Annotated in this window: 20 protein-coding genes; 14 read left to right on the top strand and 6 right to left on the bottom strand. The window is 75.4% G+C overall.

The features are described 5' to 3' along the window. Positions 1-2,027, bottom strand: a 2,027-nt coding sequence (locus tag KIK08_RS25500; RefSeq protein ID WP_214405786.1) for an ATP-binding protein, incomplete at its 3' end; no start/stop codon positions are given. 411 nt (positions 2,028-2,438) lie between these two features. On the opposite strand from KIK08_RS25500, the gene KIK08_RS25495 reads away from it, so the two are divergent. The 3 genes from KIK08_RS25495 to KIK08_RS25485 are packed head-to-tail and all read left to right on the top strand — an operon-like array spanning position 2,439 to position 4,069. Further along, positions 2,439-2,786 carry a helix-turn-helix transcriptional regulator gene (locus tag KIK08_RS25495; protein WP_214405788.1) on the top strand — a complete coding sequence of 116 codons (348 nt, stop codon included), beginning with the start codon at positions 2,439-2,441 and terminating at the stop codon, positions 2,784-2,786. 60 nt (positions 2,787-2,846) lie between these two features. Then, the gene (locus KIK08_RS25490; protein WP_214405785.1) at positions 2,847-3,641 is read left to right on the top strand and encodes an alpha/beta fold hydrolase; all 795 of its coding nucleotides are present in this window, start codon (positions 2,847-2,849) and stop codon (positions 3,639-3,641) included. Then, the gene (locus tag KIK08_RS25485) at positions 3,638-4,069 is read left to right on the top strand and encodes a VOC family protein (protein WP_308257879.1); all 432 of its coding nucleotides are present in this window, start codon (positions 3,638-3,640) and stop codon (positions 4,067-4,069) included. The genes KIK08_RS25490 and KIK08_RS25485 overlap by 4 nt, the downstream gene beginning before the upstream one ends. Before the next feature lie 125 nt (positions 4,070-4,194). Here KIK08_RS25485 and KIK08_RS25480 read toward each other — a convergent pair whose 3' ends face one another. Beyond that, positions 4,195-5,172 (bottom strand): helix-turn-helix transcriptional regulator, encoded by a 978-nt coding sequence (locus tag KIK08_RS25480; protein ID WP_214405784.1) that lies wholly within the window; start codon positions 5,170-5,172, stop codon positions 4,195-4,197. Between the two features lie 96 nt (positions 5,173-5,268). Here KIK08_RS25480 and KIK08_RS25475 point away from each other — a divergent pair, with 96 nt between their 5' ends. Then, a complete protein-coding gene (locus tag KIK08_RS25475) occupies positions 5,269-6,393 on the top strand; it encodes an epoxide hydrolase family protein (RefSeq protein WP_214405783.1) in 1,125 nt (374 codons plus the stop codon). Positions 6,394-6,532: 139 nt separating this feature from the next. Beyond that, a complete protein-coding gene (locus KIK08_RS25470) occupies positions 6,533-7,690 on the top strand; it encodes an acyl-CoA dehydrogenase family protein (protein ID WP_214405782.1) in 1,158 nt (385 codons plus the stop codon). Positions 7,691-7,699: 9 nt separating this feature from the next. Here KIK08_RS25470 and KIK08_RS25465 read toward each other — a convergent pair whose 3' ends face one another. Then, complete coding sequence (locus KIK08_RS25465) at positions 7,700-8,749, bottom strand: AraC family transcriptional regulator (RefSeq protein WP_214405781.1); 1,050 nt, start codon at positions 8,747-8,749, stop codon at positions 7,700-7,702. Positions 8,750-8,933: 184 nt separating this feature from the next. Here KIK08_RS25465 and KIK08_RS25460 point away from each other — a divergent pair, with 184 nt between their 5' ends. The 5 genes from KIK08_RS25460 (at position 8,934) to KIK08_RS25440 (ending at position 15,918) form a co-directional block, all read left to right on the top strand. Beyond that, positions 8,934-9,728, top strand: a complete 795-nt coding sequence (locus KIK08_RS25460) for an alpha/beta fold hydrolase (protein ID WP_214405780.1) — start codon at positions 8,934-8,936, stop codon at positions 9,726-9,728. Between the two features lie 20 nt (positions 9,729-9,748). Further along, entirely contained in the window at positions 9,749-10,927 is a 1,179-nt protein-coding gene (locus KIK08_RS25455) for an LLM class flavin-dependent oxidoreductase (RefSeq protein ID WP_214405779.1), read from the top strand. A 48-nt stretch (positions 10,928-10,975) separates the two neighbouring features. Next, complete coding sequence (locus tag KIK08_RS41380; protein ID WP_308257878.1) at positions 10,976-12,607, top strand: response regulator transcription factor; 1,632 nt, start codon at positions 10,976-10,978, stop codon at positions 12,605-12,607. Between the two features lie 1,257 nt (positions 12,608-13,864). Next, the gene (locus KIK08_RS25445; RefSeq protein ID WP_214405777.1) at positions 13,865-14,764 is read left to right on the top strand and encodes an alpha/beta fold hydrolase; all 900 of its coding nucleotides are present in this window, start codon (positions 13,865-13,867) and stop codon (positions 14,762-14,764) included. Continuing rightward, positions 14,761-15,918: an acyl-CoA dehydrogenase family protein gene (locus KIK08_RS25440; protein ID WP_214405776.1), complete on the top strand. Its 1,158-nt coding sequence runs from the start codon at positions 14,761-14,763 to the stop codon at positions 15,916-15,918. The genes KIK08_RS25445 and KIK08_RS25440 overlap by 4 nt, the downstream gene beginning before the upstream one ends. A 4-nt stretch (positions 15,919-15,922) precedes the next feature. Here KIK08_RS25440 and KIK08_RS25435 read toward each other — a convergent pair whose 3' ends face one another. From KIK08_RS25435 to KIK08_RS25425, 3 genes are read right to left on the bottom strand one after another with little or no spacing between them, the layout of a single operon-like run. Further along, positions 15,923-16,255, bottom strand: a complete 333-nt coding sequence (locus KIK08_RS25435; protein WP_214405775.1) for a nuclear transport factor 2 family protein — start codon at positions 16,253-16,255, stop codon at positions 15,923-15,925. A 60-nt stretch (positions 16,256-16,315) separates the two neighbouring features. Beyond that, the gene (locus KIK08_RS25430) at positions 16,316-17,224 is read right to left on the bottom strand and encodes an LLM class flavin-dependent oxidoreductase (protein WP_214405774.1); all 909 of its coding nucleotides are present in this window, start codon (positions 17,222-17,224) and stop codon (positions 16,316-16,318) included. 15 nt (positions 17,225-17,239) lie between these two features. Further along, on the bottom strand, positions 17,240-18,298 hold the full coding sequence (locus KIK08_RS25425; protein WP_214405773.1) for a class I SAM-dependent methyltransferase: 1,059 nt from the start codon (positions 18,296-18,298) through the stop codon (positions 17,240-17,242). A gap of 100 nt (positions 18,299-18,398) precedes the next feature. On the opposite strand from KIK08_RS25425, the gene KIK08_RS25420 reads away from it, so the two are divergent. From KIK08_RS25420 to KIK08_RS25405, 4 genes are all read left to right on the top strand, one after another. Continuing rightward, the gene (locus tag KIK08_RS25420; RefSeq protein WP_214405772.1) at positions 18,399-19,310 is read left to right on the top strand and encodes a LysR family transcriptional regulator; all 912 of its coding nucleotides are present in this window, start codon (positions 18,399-18,401) and stop codon (positions 19,308-19,310) included. Positions 19,311-19,417: 107 nt separating this feature from the next. Then, positions 19,418-20,011 (top strand): dihydrofolate reductase family protein, encoded by a 594-nt coding sequence (locus KIK08_RS25415; protein WP_214405771.1) that lies wholly within the window; start codon positions 19,418-19,420, stop codon positions 20,009-20,011. Between the two features lie 208 nt (positions 20,012-20,219). Then, on the top strand, positions 20,220-21,260 hold the full coding sequence (locus KIK08_RS25410; RefSeq protein ID WP_214405770.1) for a DUF1015 family protein: 1,041 nt from the start codon (positions 20,220-20,222) through the stop codon (positions 21,258-21,260). A 286-nt stretch (positions 21,261-21,546) separates the two neighbouring features. Beyond that, the gene (locus KIK08_RS25405) at positions 21,547-22,578 is read left to right on the top strand and encodes an ABC transporter ATP-binding protein (RefSeq protein ID WP_214405769.1); all 1,032 of its coding nucleotides are present in this window, start codon (positions 21,547-21,549) and stop codon (positions 22,576-22,578) included. The last annotated feature ends 112 nt before the right edge of the window (positions 22,579-22,690 follow it).

Raw genomic sequence — 22,690 nt, 5'->3', positions numbered from 1 at the left:
GGCAACCGCCGTCCCGCCGCGGCGAGCCGCCAGCCCACCTGGGCCCGCAACGCGCGCCGCTGCGGTGCGCCGAGCCGTTCGAACGCGGCCTGCTGCACGCGGTCGTGGCGGAACCGCAGCTGGCCCAGGACGTCCTCGGCCGCGCGGCGACCGGGCCGCGCGGCGGTCACGAGGCCGGCGGCCAGCGGCTGGTGCAGGTGGGCGACGAGTTGCTCGACGGTGGTCGCGCAGGCGATGGCGAGGTCGGTCCCCGACACCTCGTCGCCCAGGCACGCCATGACGCCGAGCACGTGCACCGCGTCGGGCCCGAGGTTCTCGATGCGGGTGGTGAGCAGCGCGACGACGTCGCTGCGGCCGACGTGGTGGCGGACCGCGGCCTCGTCCCAGGTCCACCCACCCTCCTCGAGCACCAGGGCGCCGTGCTCGCGCAGCGAGTTCAGCAGCTCGATCGTGTCGAAGGGGTTGCCGCCCGTGCGCTCCGCGAGGACCCCGGCGAGCACCGCGGACCGCCCGGCGGGAAGCCGCAGCACGTGCTCGAGCAGGACCGCGAGATCGGCCACCCCGAGCGGGTCCAGCCGCACCACCGTCGACGCCGCCGAACGCGCCCAGCCGCCCACCACCGCGGCCAGCCGCGCGTCGGCGTCGTCATCGCGGTACGCCCCCACCACCAGCAGGCCGTCGATCGCCGGGGCGTTCACGATGGCGTCGAGCATGTCCAGCGCGCCGGGCGGGGCCCACTGCAGGTCGTCGAAGAAGAGCACGATCGGGCAGCTGGGCGAGGCGACCACCCGGAGCAGGTCGACCACGGCCTGCTGGATGCGGTCCTCCCCCTCGTGCTCGTCCAGGGCCGCCGCACCGGCCCGCTCCCCCAGCACCTGGGCGAACTCGGGGGCGATCGCGACCAGGACCGACGCGTTCGACCCCAGCCGCAGCCGCAGCTCCCGGGCCCGGCGCTCCAGCGCCGCCGGCGGCTCGGCCAGCAGCAGCCGGGCCAGACCCCGCAGGGCCGACCGCAGCCCCGCGGAGGAGTCGCGCACGACCTGGTCGGCCTTGCCGGAGACGAACCACCCGCCGCGCCGGGTCACCCGCTGGCGCAGGGTGCCGACCAGCGCCGACTTGCCGATGCCGGGGCCGCCGGTGACCAGCAGGACCCCGCCGGGACCCCGGTCGCCACTGCCCGCCGGGTCGGCGACGGCGTCCACCGCCGCGGCCAGGATCCCGATCTCGCGATCCCGGCCGACCAGCTGCGTCGGCGGGGTGAGCCGGCCGGGGAAGTCCCGCTCCCCCAGCGCGAACGGCGCCACGGCGCCGGCGGCGATCCGGGCGAGGTCGTGGGCGAGGCCGGCGGCGGACTGGTAGCGGCGATCGGGTTCCTTCTCCAGCAGCCGGGCCAGCACGGCGCCCAGCGCGGCCGGCAGCGTCGGGTCCAGCACCGTCACCGGCGTCGGCTCCCGGGTGAGGATCTCCCGGAGCAGCTCGAAGGCGTCCTCCTCGACGAACGGCGGCCGCCCGGTCGCCGCCTCGTGGAGCACGGCGCCGACGGCGTACAGGTCGGACCGGTGGTCGACCGCGGACCCGGTCCGCCCGGTCTGCTCGGGCGACAGGTAGCGCAGCGGACCGAGGATCTCCCGGTGGTGGGTGAACCCGGGGCGGACCTCGGCGGTCATCGTCGCGAGCGCGAAGTCGACCAGCTCGACCCCGCCCTCGACCAGCAGCACGTTGCCGGGGTGCAGGCCGTGGTGCGCGACGCCGGCCTCGTGCACCGCCTTCAGCGTCGACGCGAGATGCTGCCCCAACGCGACGACCTCGCGCACGGACAGCCTGCGCTCGGCCAGGGCGTCCGAGAGGAGCCGGCCGTCGGACACGACGGCCACCAGGACGCGTGGGTCCACCGACGGCCGCAGCACCGGCACCCCCGGCACCCCCACGAGACGACCGAGGACGGACGCCTCGTGCGCGATCCGCTCCAGCGCGCCCTCGCCGAGCGCCTCCTTGTGCAGCAGGACACCGAGATCGGGATCGCGCACGCACCACACCCGCACGCCGGCGCCGTCGGGCACAGCCTCGACAACACCTGGCCGAGCAGGCACCTGCAGCCACCTCCCCCGGCGGACGAGTCCCGACCTGGTGCAGACGCCGGACCCCTCGTCCGCGGGCCGTCCGTCACCCTAGCCGCACGCACGCTCACCCCGCCCGAGCCTGCCCCCTCCGCGGCGGCGGTGACCAGGTGGGTCACCCCATGGGGGAGCACGGGCCGCGCTGGACCGCGGTCCGGCCGCCACTCGGTCCCAGCCGGTACCGACCAGCGGATCGGGGCCGCGGGTTCCCCGGCCACGGGCGAGGGACACCGCACACCGGCGGCGCGCCGGTACCGTGCCACCGTGACGACGGCGCCGCCGATCCCGCTCTCGCGCCACCTGCTGCGAGTGCGCGACCTGATGGACCGCGCCTACGCCGCGCCCCTCGACGTGCCCGCGCTCGCCCGCAGCGCGCACGTCTCCCCGGCGTACTTCAGCCGGTCGTTCCGGGCCGCGTTCGGCGAGTCCCCGCACCAGTACCTGCTGCGCAGGCGGCTGGAGCGGGCCAAGGCGCTGCTGCGCGCCGGCGAGCTGCCGGTGACCGAGGTCTGCCTGGCGGTCGGCTTCACCAGCCTCGGCTCGTTCAGCGCCCAGTTCCGCCGGTTCGTCGGGCAGAGCCCGACGGCCTACCCCGCCGCGACCGCACCCGACGAGCTGAGCGCCATCCCCGGCTGCCTGGTCCGCCGGTTCACCCGCCCGGCCCGCTGAACGACTGCTGGGCACGTTTGGAGAAGCGGTCCAGCGCACCCGGTTCCTACCGTTGCGGCCATGCAGACCGTGACCTCGGCGGATGGCACCACCATCGCCTTCGACCAGATCGGCACCGGCGCCCCGCTGGTGCTCGTGGCCGGTGCGGCGTGCGACCGCGCCGTCGACGCCCGCCTCGCCGACGGGCTCGCCGCCCACTTCACCGTGCTCAACTACGACCGCCGCGGCCGCGGCGACAGCACGGACACCCCGCCCTACGCCGTCCGGCGCGAGATCGAGGACCTGGAGATCCTGCTCGCCGCGGCCGGCGGGACCGCGGTGGTCGTCGGGCTCTCGTCCGGGGCCGTGCTGGCCGCGCACGCGGCCGCGGCCGGCCTGCCGATCAGCCACCTGGTGCTCTGGGAGCCGCCGTTCCGGCTCGACCCGACCGCCCAGCGGGCCGCCCGCGAGTACGCGGAGCAGACCCGCGCCCTGCTGGCCGATGGCCGGCGCGGCGACGCACTGGCGCTGTTCATGACGGTGGTCGGGATGCCGCCCGAGGCGATCGCCGGGATGCGGCGGTCGCCGTACTGGGCCCAGGGCGAGGCGCTCGCCCCGACACTGGCCTACGACGCCGCGGTGATGGGCGACGGCGCCGTCCCGGGCGAGCGGTTCGCCGCGATCACCGCCCCCACCGCCGTGCTCACCGGCGGCGCCGGCCCGGACTGGTTCCGGGCCGTCGGCGCGGCCGCCGCGGCGGCCGTCCCGGGGGCCACGCACCGGGTGCTGCCGCAGCAGACGCACGACGTGGAACCCGCGGCGCTGGCCGCGGCCGTGCGGGAGTTCGTCGGGACGCCCTACGCTCGCCGACCGTGATCACCGGGTTCGCGCTGGTCTGCCTGAACGTCGCCGACCTCGACCAGGCCAAGCGCTTCTACGTCGACGTGCTCGGCTTCGAGGTCGGCATCGACCGCGAGCTGGACGGGTTCCGCTGGCTCACCGTGCACCCGCCGGGGCGCCCCGACCAACCGATGATGCTGGTCGTGCCGGAGCCCCCGGTGGTCCCCGAGCCGATCGCCGGCCAGCTGCGCAGCCTGCTCGCCCGCGGCTACCTGGGCATCGGTGCGCTGGCCACGGACGACTGCCGGGCCACCTGCGCCGAACTGCAGGCGCGGGGCGTGCACATCACCGAGGAGCCCGAGGAACGGTTCTACGGCATCGACGCGGCCTTCCGCGACCCGTTCGGCAACCACTGGCGACTCACCCAGCCCCGCACGCTCGACGAGATCCGCGCCACCACCTGAACCCGGGGGGCTTCGGTCAGCGGCAGCGCGAACCGACCCGCCGGACCGCGCACGACCGCCTTGCCGGCCGCCGGGACGGCGAACACCGGCCCCACCGCGGCGAGGGCGCCGACCAACAGCGCTGCTCAGCTGCTGGCTGCGTCCCCGCTGGCCTCGACCGCGCGCTGCAGGCGCCCGGCGAGCCCGCGGACCGCGTCCACCAGCTCCGGCGCGTCGACGACGTGGAAGTCCGCGTCGAGCATCACCAGGTACATCGCGAGCGTCCGCGGATCGTCGGAGCCGGGCACGAAGGCGCACCGGTCGTCGCCGAGGGGCTCGACGTCCACCGGGATCGGCATCCTGCCCCGCACGTGCGCCGCGGGCGCGTGCACGACCACCCGGGCCCGGTACCGCCAGGTCGCCTCGCCGATGCCCCGGGCCAGCCGCGCGGTGATCTCGTGGTCGGGGGGCAGGGCGCGCGGGGTGAAGCGCGGGCCGGTCGGGGTCTTCGGGTCGACCCGGTCGATCCGGAAGGTCCGCCAGTCGTCCCGATCCAGGTCCCAGGCCAGCAGGTACCAGCGGCGGCGGTCGTTGACCAGCCGGTAGGGCTCCACCTGCCGGCGGCTGGCGGCGCCCGAGTGCGCCCGGTAGTCGAACCGCAGCCGCTCCCGGTTCCGGCACGCCGTGGCGAGCGCGGTCAGCACCTCCGGATCGACCTGCGCGCCGCGCGACGGCATCGGCACGGTGGCGGACCGGAACGCCTCGACCCGGTGGCGCAGCCGCGGCGGGAGGATCTGCTGCAGCTTCGTCAGCGCCCGCAGCGAGGTCTCCTCGATGCCGGCGACCGAGCCGCCCGCGGCCGTGCGCAGCGCGACGGCGACCGCGACCGCCTCCTCGTCGTCGAGCAGCAGCGGCGGCAGCGTGCCGCCGGCCCCGAGCCGGTACCCGCCGGCCACCCCCGGGCGGGCCTCGACCGGGTAGCCGAGCCTGCGCAGCCGGTCCACGTCGTTGCGGACGGTGCGGGTCGTGACGTCGAGCCGGTCCGCGAGCTCCGCGCTGGTCCAGTCGCGCCGGGCCTGCAGCAGGGACAGCAGCCGCAGCAGCCGCGCCGAGGTCTCCAACATCCGTCGATTCTGCCCCGCCATCTAGGAACGAACCGTTCCTGGGATTGCTCGTAGGTTCCTCTTCAGACCGAAGTTCCGCGACGGAGGAGAAGCGCGATGAGCGACGAGATCCGGCCCTTCCGCATCGAGGTGCCCGAAGCCGACCTGAAGCACCTGCACGACCGGCTGGCCACCGCCCGCTGGCCCGGTGAGCTGCCCGGCGTGGGCTGGACCCGCGGCGTGCCGCTGGAGCACCTGAAGGAGCTGGCCGAGCACTGGCGCACCGGCCATGACTGGCGCGCCCGGGAGGCGGAGCTCAACCGGTTCCCGCAGTTCACCACCGAGATCGACGGCCAGCGCATCCACTTCCTGCACGTCCGCTCCGACCGGCCGGACGCGACACCGCTGCTGATCACCCACGGCTTCCCCAGCTCGGTCGCGGAGTTCCTGCACCTCATCGGCCCCCTCGTCGACCCGGCCGAGGGGCCGGCGTTCCACGTCGTCGCGCCGTCCCTGCCCGGCTACGCGTTCTCCACCCCGCTGGCCTCGACCGGCTGGACGATGGGCCGCACCGCGCGGGCCTGGGTCGAGCTGATGCGCCGGCTGGGCTACCAGCGCTACGGCGTGCACGGCGGGGACATCGGCGGCGGGGTGTCCGGCCTGGTGGCCGCCCTCGACGGCAGCCACGTCACCGGCGTGCACGTGGTGACCGACCCGCTGACGGCCGCGAACGTCGCCACCTTCATCCCCGGGCTGGCCGACCGGCTCGACGGGAACGACCCGGTGGACAAGCTGATCCTGGACCGGATGGCCGAGTTCCGCACCGACGGCTCGGGCTACCTCGCCATCCAGAACACCCGCCCGCAGACCATCGGCTACGGCCTGGTCGACTCGCCGCTGCTGCAGCTGGCCTGGATCGCGGAGAAGTTCGAGGCCTGGACCGACCTCCCGATCGACCGCGACCAACTGCTCACCACGGTCAGTCTGTACTGGTTCACCGGCTCCGGCGCCGGCGCCGCGCACACCCTCTACGAGCAGGCGCACTCCGCGGACTGGGGAGCGCCACCGGACGTGCCGCAGGGCTTTGCGGTCTTCGGCGCGGACGAGACGGTCCGCCGACTGGTCCCGGCCCCGCCCGAGGCCCACTGGACGGAGTTCGAGCGCGGCCTGCACTTCCCCGCGATGGAAGCCCCGGACCAGCTCGCCGCGGACCTGCGGGCGTTCTTCGGGCCGCTGCGCTGACAGCGGGTGGTCAAGCCGGTCCTCCGTGCGCTGTCCGGAAGCTGCAACCCCCCGGTGCGGGGATCGGCTTGTCCGCGGCCCGTCCGGCGGCGAGGGTCGTGCCGGCCGGGTGGAACCGGCGACCGAGGGAGGCCAGGAGATGACCGACGTGCTCGCGTCCTCGCGCGCCCGCCGCGCGGAGGACGTCCTCACCGCGGTCCGCCGGCACCGGGACCGGTTCGAGGGTGCGGCCCGGCAGGCCGAGGTCGAGCGGACGATGCCCGCCGACGTCGTCGCGCTGATGCGCGGGCTGGGCCTGTTCTGGCTCAAGACGCCGGTCGCCCTCGGGGGCGCCGAGCTCGACCCGCTCGACTTCTGCGACGTCCTGGAGGAGATCGCCTACTACGACGCCTCGGCCGGGTGGGCGGCCATGGTGGGCAACGGGACGACCGGCATCGCCGCCGGCTGGCTCCCGGACGACGGCGTCGCCGAGGTGTTCCCCGACGCCGACGACCTGCCCGTCCTCGCCGGCCAGATCACCCCGCGCGGCACGGCCGCCGCGGCGCCGGGCGGCTACCTGGTGACCGGCCGATGGAGCTTCTGCAGCGGCATCCTGCATTCCGGCTGGCTGCTGGCCGGGTGCGCGGTCGAGGGCGCGCCCGGGGAGATGGTGGTCGTCGTCGTGCCGAAGTCCGAGACGACGGTGCACGACACCTGGCACGTCGCCGGCCTGCAGGGCACCGGGAGCTGCGACGTCTCGGTGGCCGGGGTGTTCGTGCCAACCGGCCGGACGCTCAGCTGGAGCGGTGGGGTGCAGCCGCGGCGGGGCGGCGACATCTACCGGCAGCCGGTCGAGCTCTTCGTGTCCAACGAGCTCGCCCCGGTGACCGTCGGGATCGCCCGGCGCGCCATCGACGACATGTACGACCTCGCCGGCCGGACCGCGCGGCTGCCCGGCGGCCCCACCGTGGGCGAGCGCGCCGCCTTCCAGAAGGACATCGCGCACTGCGAGTGCCGGCTGCGCGCCGCCCGGCTGCTCTACCGCGACGCCGTCGAGCGGGTCCACGCGGCGACGACGAGCGATTCGCCGCTCGGCGCCGCCGACGTCGCGGCGATCCGCGCCCAGCACACCTACGTCGTCGAGGAGTGCGTGGACGTCGTGGCGAAGATCATCCGGTACGCCGGCGGCCGCGCGCTCGCGCTCGACCACCCCCTGCAGCGCCACCTGCGCAACCTCTCGGCCGCCGTGCAGCACGCCTACATCTCCGACGAGCTGTACGAGATCGCCGGCAAGGCCCGCCTGGCGGAGCGGAGCTGACCCGGACGGTCAGACCCCTCCCGGGGCGGCCGCGCGCCGCAGGGTGTCCGACGGCGACTCGCCGAAGGTCCGCCGGTACGCCGCGGCGAACCGGCCGCCGTGCGCGAACCCGTTGCGCAGGGCGACGTAGGTCACCGTCGTCGAGCCCGTCGGCGCGGCGCGGAGCAGGTCCTCGCGGGCCCGCTCCAGGCGACGGCGCCGCACGTAGGCCATCGGCGACACGCCCAGCTGGCGGTGGAACGCGGCGTGCAGCGACCGCTGGCTCACCCCGGCGTGCTCGGCCAGGTCGGCGATGCTGAGCGGGGTGTCCCAGGCCGACTCCAGCAGTTCGAGGACCCGCCCCACCACCCGCGCCGACGGCCGCGGCGACGGGCTCAGCATGGCGTCGCTGTAGTTGTGCCGCTGGCCGAACAGCAGCGCGCTGAGCAGGCTGTGCTCGAGCTCGGCGCTCAGCACGGGCGGCGGCCCGGCCGGGCCGTACCGGGTCAGCACCCGGCGGATGGCGCTCACCGAACCGGCGATGCCCCGCCCGTCGCCGTCGAGGTCCACGGCGGTGTCGAAGCGCAGCGGCTCGCGCAGCGGCTCCTGCAGCAGCCGCTGCAGGAAGCGCTCGATCCGGCTCTTCGACACCGCGATCATGAGCTGGCTGACCCCGGGCTCCCAGCGCATCCGCACACCGCGGTCGTAGGCGAGCACGGCGGCGCGGTCGGCGGCCACCACCGTGTCGTCCCCGCGGGCCCCGCTGAACAGGGCCCGCCCGCCGGAGATGAGGCTGATCGTCACCCACGGGATCGGCGGGCGGCAGACGATCTCGACGGGTCGGCCGTAGGTCGAGGCCATCACGCTGAAGCCGTCGAGGGACGAGAACCCGACCCGGGCGGCGAAGTCCGGGCCGCCGTCGAGCAGCGTCATCCGGTGGTCGCACTGCAGGAGCCGCTCGGTGCGCGTGCGCGCCTCGTCCGGGTCCGTCGAGGTGAAGCCCAATGGCGCGCCGACGCGGTAGTCCGACTCGTCGGGCAGGGCCGTCGTCCGGGCCGCCGTTGTCTGGGCCGTTGTCATCGTCGACTCCGCAGGCTCGTCCACAGCGCCGTGCCGCCGGGCCAGCTTCGCCGCGCCGGTCGGGCGAAGTCAAGCGGCCGTCCCTGCAGGAATCGGCCAGCCGACGTGCAGGAAGCGGCTCGCCGGTGATCGCGGCGTCGGCATAGCGTCGAGGCACGCGCCAGGTTTCCCGACAGGAGGACGCATGTCCCAGGCAGTCGAACCCGCCGCGATCGCCGCGCAGCGCCTGACCGCGGGCAGTGGCTGGATCAGCTACTTCCGGGCCGGTGAGGGCCGCCCCACCCTGTTCCTGCACGCCGCGGGCGGGGCCGGCGAGTGGAACCCGTTCCACCAGCTGCTCAGCGAGCGCACGGACCTGCTCGCCCCGGACCACCCCGGGTTCGGCGCCTCCGCCGACCTGCCCGAGCTGACCACCGTCGACGACCTCGTCTACCACTACCTCGACCTGCTCGACCGCTTCGAGCTGGACCAGGTCGACCTGGTCGGCGCCTCCTTCGGCGGCTGGGTCGCCGCCGAGCTGGCCGTGCACTCCCCCGAGCGCATCCGCAAGCTCGTGCTGCTCGGACCGGTCGGGCTGCGGGTGCCCGAGGCGATGGTCGCCGACCTGTTCCTGATGACGCCGCCGCAGCTGATGCGGGCCCTGTTCCACGACCCGGCCCTGGTCGAGGCCGCGCTGTCGGTGGAACCGACCATCGACCAGATCGTGCAGACCCAGCGCGACCTGGGCGCGCTCGCCCGGTTCGGCTGGCGGCCGTTCCTGAACAACCCGAAGCTCGAACGGCGCCTGCACCGGATCACCGCACCGACCCGGGTCGTCGCCGCCGGCGAGGACCGGATCGTGCCCCGCGTGCACTGCGAGCGCTACGCGGCGACGATCCCGGACGCCGAGCTGGTCGTCGTACCGGACTGCGGGCACGCGCTCTACGGCGAGCAGCCCGCCGCGGTCGCCGCCGCCGTCACCTCGTTCCTGGCCGACTGAACCGGAAGCGGGTCCCCGACATGCAGTTCAACTTCTTCCACCTCATGCCCTACCCCTACCTGCCCGACGACTTCGACGACGCCGAGAAGTACCCGTCGCCGTCGCTGACGTTCTCCAACCGGCACTTCGACCCGGCCAAGGGCGTCGACCTCTACCACCGCTACCTCGACGAGCTGGAGTACGCCGACCAGCTCGGCTACGACGGGATCGTGGTCAACGAGCACCACCAGTCGGCCTACGGGCTGATGCCCTCGCCGAACATCATGGCCGCCGCGCTCGCCCGCCGGACCAGCCGGTCGAAGATCCTGGTGCTGGGCAACGCCATCCCGCTGCGCGGCAACCCGCTGCGGGTGGCCGAGGAGATCGCGATGCTCGACCACCTGACCCGCGGGCGGCTGGTGTCCGGGTTCGTCCGCGGCATCGGCTGGGAGCACTTCGCGCACAGCGTCAGCCCGGCCGAGTCGCGCTCGCGGTTCAACGAGGCCCACGACCTGATCAAGAAGGCGTGGACCACCGAGGGGCCGTTCGAGTGGATCGGCGAGCACTACGAGTACCGCTACGTCAACATCTGGCCCCGGCCGCTGCAGTCCCCGCACCCGCCGATCGCGGTCCCCGGAGCGGGCAGCCCGGAGACGATGCGCTGGGTGGCGGAGAACCACTACGTCTACACCTCGGTCTACGCCCCGGTCCGCATCGTCAGGACCTGGTTCGACGGCTACCGCAAGGCCGCCGCCGAGCTCGGCTACCAGCCCGAGCCGGAGAAGCTGGCCTTCGCCACCCCGGTGTTCATCGGCGAGTCCGACGCCGCCGCCCACCGGGAGGCCAAGCAGCACGTCGAATGGCTGTTCCACCGCGGCCTGCGGCAGGGCGTCGAACTGGTCTCCCCGCCCGGCTACGTCTCGGCGAACGGCCTGCGCGGGATGCTCGCCTCCGGAATGAAGGGGTTCTCCCAGCTCAGCTACGAGGAGCTGATCGAGCAGGGCATGGTCATCGTGGGCGGCCCGGACACGGTGCGCAACCGCATCGGCGAGCTGCGCGACGAACTCGGCTTCGGCCAGCTCACCATGATGATCCCGATCGGCGACATGCCCGCGGAGCTGACCCGGCGCAACACCGAGCTGTTCGCCACCGAGGTGATGCCGCACTTCCGGGCGCCCGCAACCGACCGCGCACCCTCGCCGGCCGGCGCCCCGGCGTAGCGGCGACATCGCCCCCGGTCACGGCCCGGCCGTGCCATCATGCTCCGGGTGAGCTCGCCGCTGGACTCGGGTCGAGCCGCGAACCGGCGGCGGGACTGGCGCGACGCGTTCGCCGAGCTGTCGGCGGCCGACCGGGAGCAGCCGCTGCACGCGGCCGACCTGGAGTCGCTGGCGATGTCGGCCTACATGCTCGGCCGCGACGACGACGCCCGCCGCGCGCTGGAGCGCGCGTACGCGGTCCACGTCGACCAGGACGACGCGGCCGGCGCCGCGCGCTGCGCGTTCTGGATCAGCCTCGGCCTGCTCAGCGTGGGCGAGTCGGCGCGGGCCAACGGCTGGGCCCGGCGGGCCGACCGGCTGCTCGACCGCATGGGCCACGTGTGCGTCGAGCACGGCTACCGGCTCGTCCTGGGGGTGCTCGCCGAGGACGGCGACCCCGATGCCGCGCTCTCGATCGCCGACATCGGGGAACGCTTCCACGACGCGGACCTGGTGGCGTTCGCGTTGTACGCGCGGGGCGACGCGCTGGTGAAGCGGGGGCGCGTCGGGCCGGGACTGGCCCTGTTCGACGAGGCGATGGTGGCCGTGCTCGCCGGCGAGCTGTCCTCGGCCCTGCTGACCGGGCTCATCTACTGCCTGGTCATCGGGCGGTGCGAGGAGGTCTACGAGGTGGGGCGCACCCGCGAGTGGACCGATGCGCTCACCCGCTGGTGCGAGGCGCAGCCCCAGATGGTCAACTTCACCGGGACCTGCCTGGTGCACCGGGCGGGGAGCCTGCAGCTGCGCGGGGCGTGGCCGGCGGCGGTCGCCGCGGCGCGCCAGGCCTGCCGGCGCTTCGTGTCCGGCGGGCCGGGCGTCGGGGCGGCCCGGTACCGGCTCGGCGAGATCCACCGGTTGCGCGGCGAGCTCGCCGCCGCCGAGGAGGCGTTCCGGGAGGCGAGCGAGCGCGGGTGGCAGCCCCAACCGGGGCTGTCACTGCTGTGGCTGGCGCAGGACCGCACGGCCAACGCGGCGGCGGCGATCCGCCGGGTGCTGGCCGAGACCGCCGACCGGCTCGCGCGCGCCCGACTGCTCCCGGCCTGCGTCGAGATCATGCTGGCGGCCGGCGACGTCGCGCAGGCGCGCGCGGCCGGTCAGGAGCTGACCGGCATCGCGGGCGAGCACGGCAGCACCGCGCTGGTCGCGATGGCCCGCTACGCCACCGGCGCCGTCGCGCTGGCCGAGGGCGACCCGGCCGCCGCCCTGCTGGCGCTGCGCGAAGCCGGCCGGCTGTGGCACGAGGTCGAGGCGCCCTACGAGGTCGCCCGCACGCGGACGCTGATCGGGCTGGCCTGCCGGCGCCTCGACGACGAGGACTCGGCGGCCTGGGAGTTCGCCGCGGCCCGGGACTGCTTCGCCCGGCTGGGCGCGGCCCCCGACCTCGCCCGGCTGACCGCCCTCGTCGGCCCCGGCCCGCCGGACTGCCCCGGCGGGCTCACAGCGCGTGAGCTGGAGGTGCTGCGGCTGGTCGCGGCCGGCCGGTCGAACCGGGTCATCGCCGAACTGCTCGTGCTCAGCGAGCGCACCGTCGACCGGCACGTGAGCAACATCCTGACCAAGCTGGACGTGCCCTCCCGCACGGCCGCCACCGCCTTCGCCTACGACCACGGCCTTCTCCAGCACCACCACCGGAGATCGTGATCATGGACGGTCTCGCAGCGCGGGGCGGGCCTCGCAGCGCGGGGCGGGTTGTCGCAGCGCGGGGCGGGTTGTCGCAGCGCGGGGCGGGTTGTCGCAGCGCGGGGCGGGTTGTCGCAGCGCGGGGCGGGTTGTCGCAGCGCGGGGCGGGTTGTCGCAGCACGCCGGCGGGCGGCCCCCCCCCCCCCCGCGCTGCGACACCACGCCCCGCGCTGCGATACGCCGCCCGGCCTGCGAGGACGTACCCCGGAGAGCCCGAGCGCCGGCGTTGGGGCCGGGGCCGGGACACCGGGCACTCCGTTCGGTCGTCCCGGCGCCGGAGTGGGGGTGGTCTTCGCAGCGCTGGGTGGTGCCCTCGCAGGGGGTGGGTGGGTCGTCGCAGACGTGGGTGGGTTGTCGCAGCGCGCCGGCGGGCTGCGAGCACCCACCCAGCGCTGCGACACCGCGCCCGCGTTGCGATACGCCGCCCGGGCTGCGAGGACGTGCCCCGGAGAGCCCGAGCGCCGGGACGGGGCCGGGGCCGGGACACCGGGCACTCCGTTCGGTCGTCCCGGCGCCGGAGTGGGGGTGGTCCTCGCAGCGCTGGGTGTGCCCTCGCAGGGGGTGGGTGGGTCGTCGCAGATGTGGGTGGGTTGTCGCAGCGCGCCGGCGGGCTGCGAGCACCCACCGAGTGCTGCGACACCGCGCCCGCGTTGCGATACGCCGCCCGGGCTGCGAGGACGTGCCCCGGAGAGCCCGAGCGCCGGGCCGGGGCCGGGGCCGGGGCCGGGGCCGGGGCACCAGGCTCCCGTTCGGTCGTCCCGGCGCCGGAGTGGGGGTCGTCCTCGCAGCGCTGGGTGTGCCCCCGCAGAGGGCGGATGGGTCGTCGCAGACGTGGGTGGGTTGTCGCAGCACGCCGGCGGGCTGCGAGCACCCACCGAGTGCTGCGTGGCGCAGCCGGGTCTGCGAGGACGCGCCGGGTGGGGCGCGCAGCGTGGGGTGGGCCTCGCAGGGCGGGGTGGGGCGCGCAGGGCGGGGTGGGGCGCGCAGGGCGGGGTGGGGCGCGCAGGGCGGGGTGGGGCGCGCAGCCGGGGGTGGGTTGTCGCAGCGGGCCGGCGCGCTGCGAGACCGCCTTCACGGCTGCGAGAACACGTCCCGGCCTGCGAGGGGGCCGGCGAGGCTTCGTTGCGGGTGTGGGTGGAACCACCCACGCCCGGCCGCGCCCGACATGGGTAGCCGGACCGATGCGCGCCGGCCGCCGTCGTCGCCAGGGTTGCGGGCATGCCACAGGACGTGCGAGAGAGCAGCAGGGCCGCCGCCGATCCGACGCGTGAGCGGATGCTGGCGTCGTCGCCGGTCACCGACCGCCGGGTGACGCTGGCGGGGATTTCGACCGCGGTGCTGGACGGCGGGTCCGGACCGCCGCTGGTCCTGCTGCACAGCGCCGGTGAGTTCGCCGGTGTCTGGCTGGCGGTGCTCCCCGACCTGGTGCGCACCCACCGGGTGATCGCCGCGGACCTGCCCGGCCACGGCGCGTCGGGCGTCGCGGCCCCGTTGGACGCCGAGCACGCGCTGCGCTGGCTCGGCGAACTGGTCGAGCTCGCCGGCCCCGAGCGGCCGGTCGTGGTGGCCCGCGGCCTGGGCGCGGCGATGGCGGCCCGGGCCGCCGTCGGGCGCGCCGCGATCAGCGGTCTGGTGCTGGTCAGCGCGCACGGCCTGGCCGAGTTCGCGCCGGCGCCCGGCCTGGCCGCGGCGGCGCAGGAGTTCGCCGAGAGGCCGAGCGCCCGCACCCGGGACCTCATGTTCGCCCAGTGCTTCGTCGACCTGGACGGTGTGCGCCGGCAGTGGGGCGAGGGCTGGGCAGCGGTGGCCGACTACGCCCTCGAACGGGCCACCGAACCGGAGATGGGAGCCGCGCTCGACCACCTCATGCCGGCCTTCGGGCTGCCCGCCATCCCGCCGGCGGACCTCGCCCGGATCCCGGTGCCGACGACGCTGATATGGGGACGCGCGGACCTGCACGTCCTGCTGCCGGTCGCCGAGGCGGCCAGCGCCCGGTACGGCTGGCCGCTGCACGTGCTCGACGACGTCGGCGACGACCCGGGCATGGAACGCCCGGAGGCGTTCCTGGCGGCGCTGCGCACCGCGGTCGCCGCCCCGGCCGGGCGGACGTCGCCATGACCGGCACCGCCACCGCGACCGCCGCCGAGGCGGTCCTCGCCGCCGTGCACGACCTCGCCCCGGCGATCGGCCGGCGGGCCGCCCGGATCGAACGGGCCCGCCGGCTGCCCGCCGACCTGCTCGACGAGCTGCACCGGGCCGGCTGCTTCCGGATGCTGCGCCCACCCGGCCACGGCGGACTCGGCGTCGCGGTCCCCGAGGCGATGCGGGTGTACGAGGCGCTCGCCGCGGCCGACGCCTCGGTGGGCTGGACCGTCATGATCGGCTCGGCGGCGTGGTGCGACCTGGTCGGGCTGCCGAGGGCGGCGTTCGACGCGCTGTTCGCGGGGCGGCCCGACGCGGTCGTCGGGGGGACGATCAACCCCTGCGGGCGCGCGGAGCGCGTCGAGGGCGGCTACCGGGTCAGCGGGCGGTGGCCGTTCGCCAGCGGCTGCGAGCACTCCGACTGGCTGTTCGGCAACTGCGTCGAGGAGGTCGGCGACGAGCAGCGCATGCGGATCGTCGTCCTCGCCCCCGGCGACGTGACGATCCAGGACACCTGGACCGTGTCCGGGTTGGCCGGCACCGGGAGCCACCACTTCCGCGCCGAGGAGGTGCTCGTCCCCGCCGAGCGCAGCTTCGACCTCTTCACCGCCGAGCCGTGCCTGGACGAGCCGATCGCGCGGATCCCACCCCCGGCCCTGCCCGCGCTCTGCATCGCCAGCACGGCGCTGGGCGTCGCCGGGGGCGCGCTCGCGGAGATCCGCGACGTCGCGACGGGGAAGGTGCCGCTGCTCGCGTCGGCGGCGCTGGCCGCGAACCCGCTGTTCCAGTACCAGCTCGCCACGGCCGACACCGACCTGCGCGCGGCCCGTGCCCTGCTCCACGCCGAGGCCGCCGACGCCTGGACGACCGCATCGGCCCGGGCGCCGCTCACCCTCGACCAGCGGGCCCGGATCCGGTCCGCGGCCGTGTGGGCGACCACCCGGGCGGCCGCCGTCGTCGACTTCGCCTACCACGCGGGCGGTGGCGGCGCGCTGTACGCCACCAGCCCGTTGCAGCGCAGGCTGCGCGACGTGCACGCCATCACGCAGCACTTCGTGGTGCGGCCGGACACGATGACGACCGCGGGGGCCGTGCTCGCCGGGCAGGAGATCACCGCACCGATCTTCTGACCGGTCAGTCGGTGGGCGAGATGACCAGCCGGGCGATCCGGCCGTCGCGGAACTCGAAGGTCATGGGCCCGGTGCCGTTGAAGCCGCCGCCGGTCACCGTCAGCGTCGCGACGACCCGGTCGGGGTCGTCCGTCGGCTCCAGCCCGACGAGCTCGAAGTGCGCCCGCTTGCCGATGTTGTCGGTGCTGTCCCAGGCGGAGACGCCCTCGTGGCCGTGGAAGACCCGGCCCCAGTCGTCGAGCACGGCGTCCTCGGTGAAGGCGTCGACGAACGCCGCGGAGTCGCCGCGGTTGGTCGCGTCGATGAAGGCGCGCAGTGGGGCGGGAACGGCGGTCACGGCGGTCTCCCCTGCTCGGGCCGGGGCCCGGTCGGGTCGCGGCGCGTCGGTCGACCGCCATCATCGCGGAGACGCACCGGGGACGTGGGGCGCGATCTCCTCGGCGCACCGCCACAGCTGGCGCACGCCGTCGCGGACCGGCCAGAGCAGGACCCGTCGGGCGCCGGCCCGGGCGTAGTCGGACAGGACCCGCACGCAGTGCTCGGGTGAACCGACGGGCAGGGACCGCGCGAGGGCGCGGGGATCGGCGCGCAGCGCGGGGGCGAGGACGTCGTGCAGGACGCGGGCGGCCTCGGCCGGGTCGTCGGTGACGTGGAACCACACGGTGGCGACCATGTCGGGGAAGGCGGCCGGATCGCGGCCCGCGGCCCGCAGCTGCGCGTCGAGCCGCGCGCGGTTCGTCGCGTACTCCCCGGGGCCGCCGTGGTGGCCGGAGGCGATCCAGCCGTCCGCGGCGGCGGCGGTGGCCCGCAGCCGCCGGGCCGACCCCCACCCCGCGTACCAGATCTGCGGGGGCGGGTCGGGCCGCGGTCGCACAGCGGCCGCGGACCCGTCGCCGGCGAGGAGCTCGCGCAGCTGCCGCGCGGCGGCGTCGAAGCGGGACCAGCGTTCGGCGAAGGGGATCCCGACCGCGGCGAAGTCGTCGCGGCCCGAGCCCGGGCCGATGCCGGCGACGACCGGCCCGGGGTGCAGCACGGCCAGCGTCGTCAACGCCTTGGCCAGCACCACCGGGTGGCGCAACGCGGGCAGCGCCACGGTGGTGGCCAGCGTCATGGACCCGGCGCACCCCGCGGCGGCGGCCAGCGCCGTCGGCCCGTCGAGCCACGGGCGCCGCCACAGCAGGTGGTCGTTGGCGGCCAGGGTGTCGAACCCGGCGTCCCGGGCCGCGCGGACGTAGTCGCGCAGCTGCCCGCCGGAGACGCAGCCGTCACCGAAGTCGACCAGTGGCAGGTGCGCCCCGAACCGCATGCGTGTCCCCGCTCCTCAGACCCTGGCCTCCAGCACCATCGTGAACGGTGTCTCGGCGATCCGGCGGACGGTGCCGAACCCCGCGCCGGTGAGGACACCGCGCAGCCGGTCCTCGCCGGCCTGCGCGCCCAGCGCCGTCGTGCCCGACGAGGTCGGGGAGCCCTGGGAGAGCGCGCCGGGCGTGCAGAGCAGCGTCGAGAAGCCGTAGTAGGCGGCGCCGACGGGGTTCAGGTTGTCCTCGACCCGGTCCCCGGCCATCGGCTCGACGACCATCAGCCGACCGCCCGGGCGCAGCGCGGCCAGCGCGTGCCGGGCGGCGCCGACGGGGTCGCCCATGTCGTGCAGGCAGTCGAAGAAGGTGACCAGGTCGTAGCGGCCCGGGTAGTCCGCCGCGGTGGCGACCTCGAACCGGGCGCGCTCGGCGAGGCCGGCGTCGGCGGCCGCCTTGCGCGCCGTCCGCACCGAGTCGGCGTGCGCGTCGAACCCGGTGATCGTGGACGCCGGGTACGCCTGCGCCATCAGCAGGGTCGACGCCCCGTGTCCGCAGCCGACGTCGGCCACCGAGGCACCCGAGCGCAGCGCCCGCTCGACGCCGTCGAGCGCCGGGATCCAGGACGCCACGAGGTGGTTGCGGTAGCCGGGGGCGAAGAACCGCTCGCATCCCGGGTAGAGCTCCTCGTGGTGCTCACCCCACCCGATGCCGGCCCCGGTGCGGAAGGCCTCGGCCAGCCGGTCGACCGACTGCACCGCCGCCAGCGCGAGCTGGAACGCCCCGACCAGGCACACCGGGCTGTCCTCGTCGGTGAGCACGACCGCGCCCTCGGCGGTGAGCCGGTACCGCTCGTCCCCGCAGTAATGCAGGAACCCGCCGGCCGCCTGCGCCGCGAGCCACTCGCGCACGTAGCGCTCGGTGGTGCCGGTCCGCCCGGCCAGCTCCGCGGCGGTCACCGGCTCGCCGTCGCCCATCGCGGCGTACAGCCCGAGCCGATCGCCCAGCGCCACCAGCGCGCCGCTCACCATCGCCGCGACGTCCCCGACGCCCTTCTGCACGAACGCCGTCAGTTCCTCGGTCATCTCGGCTCCTCCTCCGTCTGCGGGGCACGCAGCATGGGCCGAGCCACCATTGACGACAAGTATCCGGACCGATGCGGTATAAGCTGGCATTATCGAGTGCGTGCTCGACGTGCGACGCCTGCAGGTGCTGGTCGAGATCGACCGCCTCGGCTCGTTCTCGGCCGCGGCGGCGGCGCTCGGGATGAGCCAGCCCGCCGCGAGCCAGCACGTGGCCGCACTGGAGCACGCCATCGGGCTGACCCTGGTCGAGCGCGGCTCCCGGCCCGTCGCGCTCACCGAGGCCGGGCACGCGCTGGTCCGGCACGCGCGCGGCGTGCTCGTCCGCATGGACGCCGCCGAGCAGGAGCTGGCCGAGCTCGCCGGCCGCCGCCGCGCCCGCCTGCGCCTGGGCGGCTTCCCGACGGCGCTGGCCACCCTGGTCCCCGGCGTGCTCGCCGAGTACGGGCTGCGCCGACCCGACGTCACCCTGTCCGTGGTCGGGGACCACATGCAGCGCCTCCTCCCCCGCCTGCACGGCGGCGAGCTCGACCTCGCCCTCATCTACGACGACCCCAGCGCACCGGCCACCCACCCGCCCGGGTTCGCCACCGTCGCGCTGTTCGACGACCCGTTCACCGCGGTCCTGCCGCCCGGCCACCGCCTCGCCGACCGCGCCACGGCCACCCTGCGCGACCTGGCCGACGAGACCTGGATCGGCGGCACCCCGACCAGCACGTGGTTCGCGATCGTCCGCCGCGCCTGCCACGCCGCCGGGTTCGCACCGCGGGCGCCGTTCAGCACCGACGACTACGTCGCCGTGCAGGCGTTCGTCGCCGCCGGCCTGGGGGTCGCGGTGGTCCCGTCCCTCGCGGTCGGGCCCACCGCGCACGCCGTGCGGGCGGTGCCCCTCGCGCGGCCGCGTCCCACCCGTCGCATCGCGGTCGCGCTGCCGCCGGACGCGGCCGAGCACTCCGCCGCCCAGGCCATGATCGAGCTGCTGCGCCGCGACGGTCGCGCCAGGGCGGCGCAGTAGGCGGTCCCGCGCGTGACAGCGGCGCACCGATGAGATGCGCACCTCCGCGCGGTCCACACGGACGAGGGCAACCCGCCCCTCGACGACCAGGACCAACGGAGAACCCCATGACCGCGACCTACACCTTCGACGTCTTCGCCAGCCTCGACGGCTACGGCTCCTACGGGGGCGACGGCGACTGGGGCGGCTACTGGGGCAAGCAGGGCCCCGAACTGCTCGACCACCGCCTCGCCTCGTTCGCCACCCCGCAACGGATGGTCTTCGGGGCCACCACCTTCCGGCAGTTCGTGCAGATGCTCGGGTCGAGCACCGAGGGCGACGAGGTGCGCGATCCCTGGGTCACCCGCATGCGCGGCATGCCCACCACCGTCGTCTCGTCCACCCTGGGAGGCAGTCTCGACTGGCCGGACGCGACCGTCGCGAGCGGCGACGCCGTCGACGTCGTCGCCCGGCTCAAGGAGGAGTCCGACGTACCGCTGCGCTCGCACGGGAGCCTGTCGCTCAACTGGGCGCTGATGGCCGCCGGCCTGGTCGACCGCCTCCAGGTCACGATCTTCCCGGTGATCACCGGTCGGACCGGGACCAGCCCCGTCCTCGGCGGCGCCGACGACTTCGACCTCGAACTGCTCGAACAGCGCACGCTCGACGGCAACACCCAGGAGCTGGTCTTCCGGCCGACGCTGCACACCGGCCGGCGCTGACCATCCGGACCCGGCGGGGCACCCGCCGGTGGTCGTCCCGGCCACCGGCGGGTGCCGTTGCGGAACGCCGGGCGCCGGGGCACCGTCACGCCATGGCCCGGGACCTGCTCGCACCGCTGAAGACGACCACCTCGGGGCGCGGGTGACCCTCGGGCGCGCTCCGCGCGGAACAGGAACCGCACCAGCGCTCCCCCGCGGCGCGAACGCCGTGCGCCCGTTCGACGCGTGGCTCGTCCGCGCCGAGGCCGCCGCGGACGAGGTCGCCCCCATGTCCGAGGTCGCGGTCGACGCCCGGGTGGCACCGCGCCCGGTGAGCCCGGACGCCTACGAGCCGATGTCCCCGGCGCTCTACGTCTACCGGCAGCGCACGCCGGAGTCCGAGCACGTCGGCATCGTCTGCGACATCGCGCCCGAGGCGTTCCTCGACGGCCGCGTGCGCGGTCACGAGTCGGTGCGGGCCGACCGGGTCGACGCGCTGGCGCGCTACCTCGTCACGTCGCCGCAGCGGGTCGAGCTGGTGAGCACCCTGCACCGGGCCGGGCCCGTGCTGCGGGCGACGCTGGCGAGCACGTCCGCGCTGCCGCCGGTCCGCGACCTGGACGGGCCCGGCGCCACGCGCCACACCGTGTGGACGATCCCCGACGGCCCGCTGACCGACCGGCTGCGCCGCGAGGTGGACGCCGCCACCCACTACATCGCCGACGGGCACCACCGGGTGGCGGCCAGCCTGCAGGTGTGGCAGCGCACCGGGCGCGACTCCGGCCGCGGCGTCCTGTGCGTGGCCTACCCGCTCGACGGGCTGCAGTTGAGCTCGTTCGACCGGCGGCTGACCGGCCCGGTCGACGCGGCGCTGGTCCGCCACCTGCTCGAGGCGAGCTTCGAGGTCCGCCCGGCCGCCGGCGTGCCGGAGGCGTCGGCATCGGCCATCGCGGTCTACCTCGGTCGCCGCTGGTACACCGCGACCTTCTCCGGCGAGCGAGCACCCGGAGCAGCCGGCCTGGACGTCTCGTTGCTGCACGCCCGCGCGCTCGACCACCTCCCCGCCGGCACCGCGGTGGAGGCGACCCGGGCTCCCACCGACGCCCTCGTCGCCGCGTGCGATGCCGACGGCGGGGCGCTGTTCGTGCTGCCCGCACCGGACCTCGAGACCCTCACCGCGATCGCCGACGCCGGCGAGGTCGTGCCGGCCAAGAGCACCTACTTCTCCCCCAAGCCCGCCTCGGGCGTCTTCCTGCGCGGCACGCGCTGAGGCCGCGCACGGCCGGGCGCCCGGGGCATCCGCTCCTCGGCCGGGTGCCGCGCGAACCGGCTCGGCATCGCGACGCAGTAATTCAACACTAACTACTAATACCCTGCGTCAGCGGGCCCTTGCAACAGGAGATGCTCGTCAAGGAGATGCCAGCTGGGTCTTGACGGGGCCGTCGGCCACACACTATCTGTACTGGCAGTACAGAATGTGCGCGGTGCCCAACGGGATGACCGCGGCGCGGGGCGCGACTGCGCGGTCCGCCACCCGAGGTCGAGGAGGACCGGCGATGGCACAGGTCGGCACAGCGGCACCGGCCGCCCGCGAGCGGCCGGACGGCCGGGCGCCGGACCTGCTCGAGGTCGATCGGCTGCAGCTCGCGATCGGTGGGGTTCCGCTGCTGTCGGACGTCTCGTTCTCCTGCGCGCCCGGCGAGATGGTCGGCCTCGTCGGCGAGTCCGGCTCCGGCAAGACCCTCACCGGCCTGAGCGTCATGGGCCTGCTGCCGCGCGGCGCCGAGATCGGCGGGCGGATCACCTTCGCCGGCACCGACCTCGTCGGCGCGGGCGCGGAGGAGCTGCGCCGGCTGCGCGGGACCCGGCTCAGCATGATCTTCCAGGAGCCGCGGGCGTCGCTGCACCCGGCGCGACCGGTCGGCAAGCAGATCGTCGACGTCGTCCGGGCGCACGAGCCGGACGTGTCCGCGGCGGCCGCCCGCGAGCGGGGTGCCGACCTGCTCGCCCAGGTCGGGCTGCCCTCGCCGCGGCGGACCCTGGACGCCTACACCCACGAGCTGTCCGGCGGCATGTGCCAGCGGGTGATGATCGCGATGGCGCTGGTCTGCGAGCCGGCGCTGCTCATCGCCGACGAGCCCACGACCGCGCTCGACGTGACCATCCAGGCGCAGATCGTCGCGCTGCTGCGCCGGCTGGCCGACGAGCGCGGCCTGTCCGTGGTGCTGATCAGCCACAACCTGGGTGTGGTCAGCGACCTCTGCTCGCGGGTCGTGACCATGTACTGCGGGCAGGTGGTCGACGACGAGCGCACCGACGCGCTGCTGCGCCGCCCCGCCCACCCCTACCCGTGGGCGTTGCTGCGCGCCTCCGACGTCGACCTCGATCGGGCCCGCGACTGGGCGGGCATCGCCGGCACGCCGGCCAACCCGGCGCGCCCCCCGCACGGCTGCCGCTTCCACCCCCGCTGCCCGTTCCGCACCGACGCCTGCGAGGCCGCGGTGCCGCCGCTGGAACCGACGGCCGGCGGTGGCGTGACGCGGTGCATCCGGCACGCCGAGCTCGACCTGGACGGGGTGGCTGCCTAATGCTGTTGTCAAGCGGCAGCCGGCCTGTGGTCGGTTCGGTACTCGGTTCTGGTGCGCAGCATGGCGTGCAGGACGTTGACTCGTCGTCGGGCCAGTGCGATGAGAGCTTGGT

This window comes from Pseudonocardia lacus (assembly GCF_018531445.1).
Lineage (GTDB): Bacteria > Actinomycetota > Actinomycetes > Mycobacteriales > Pseudonocardiaceae > Pseudonocardia > Pseudonocardia lacus.
Note: the sequence above shows the minus strand (reverse complement) of the source record. Positions and strands in the feature narration are given on the sequence as shown.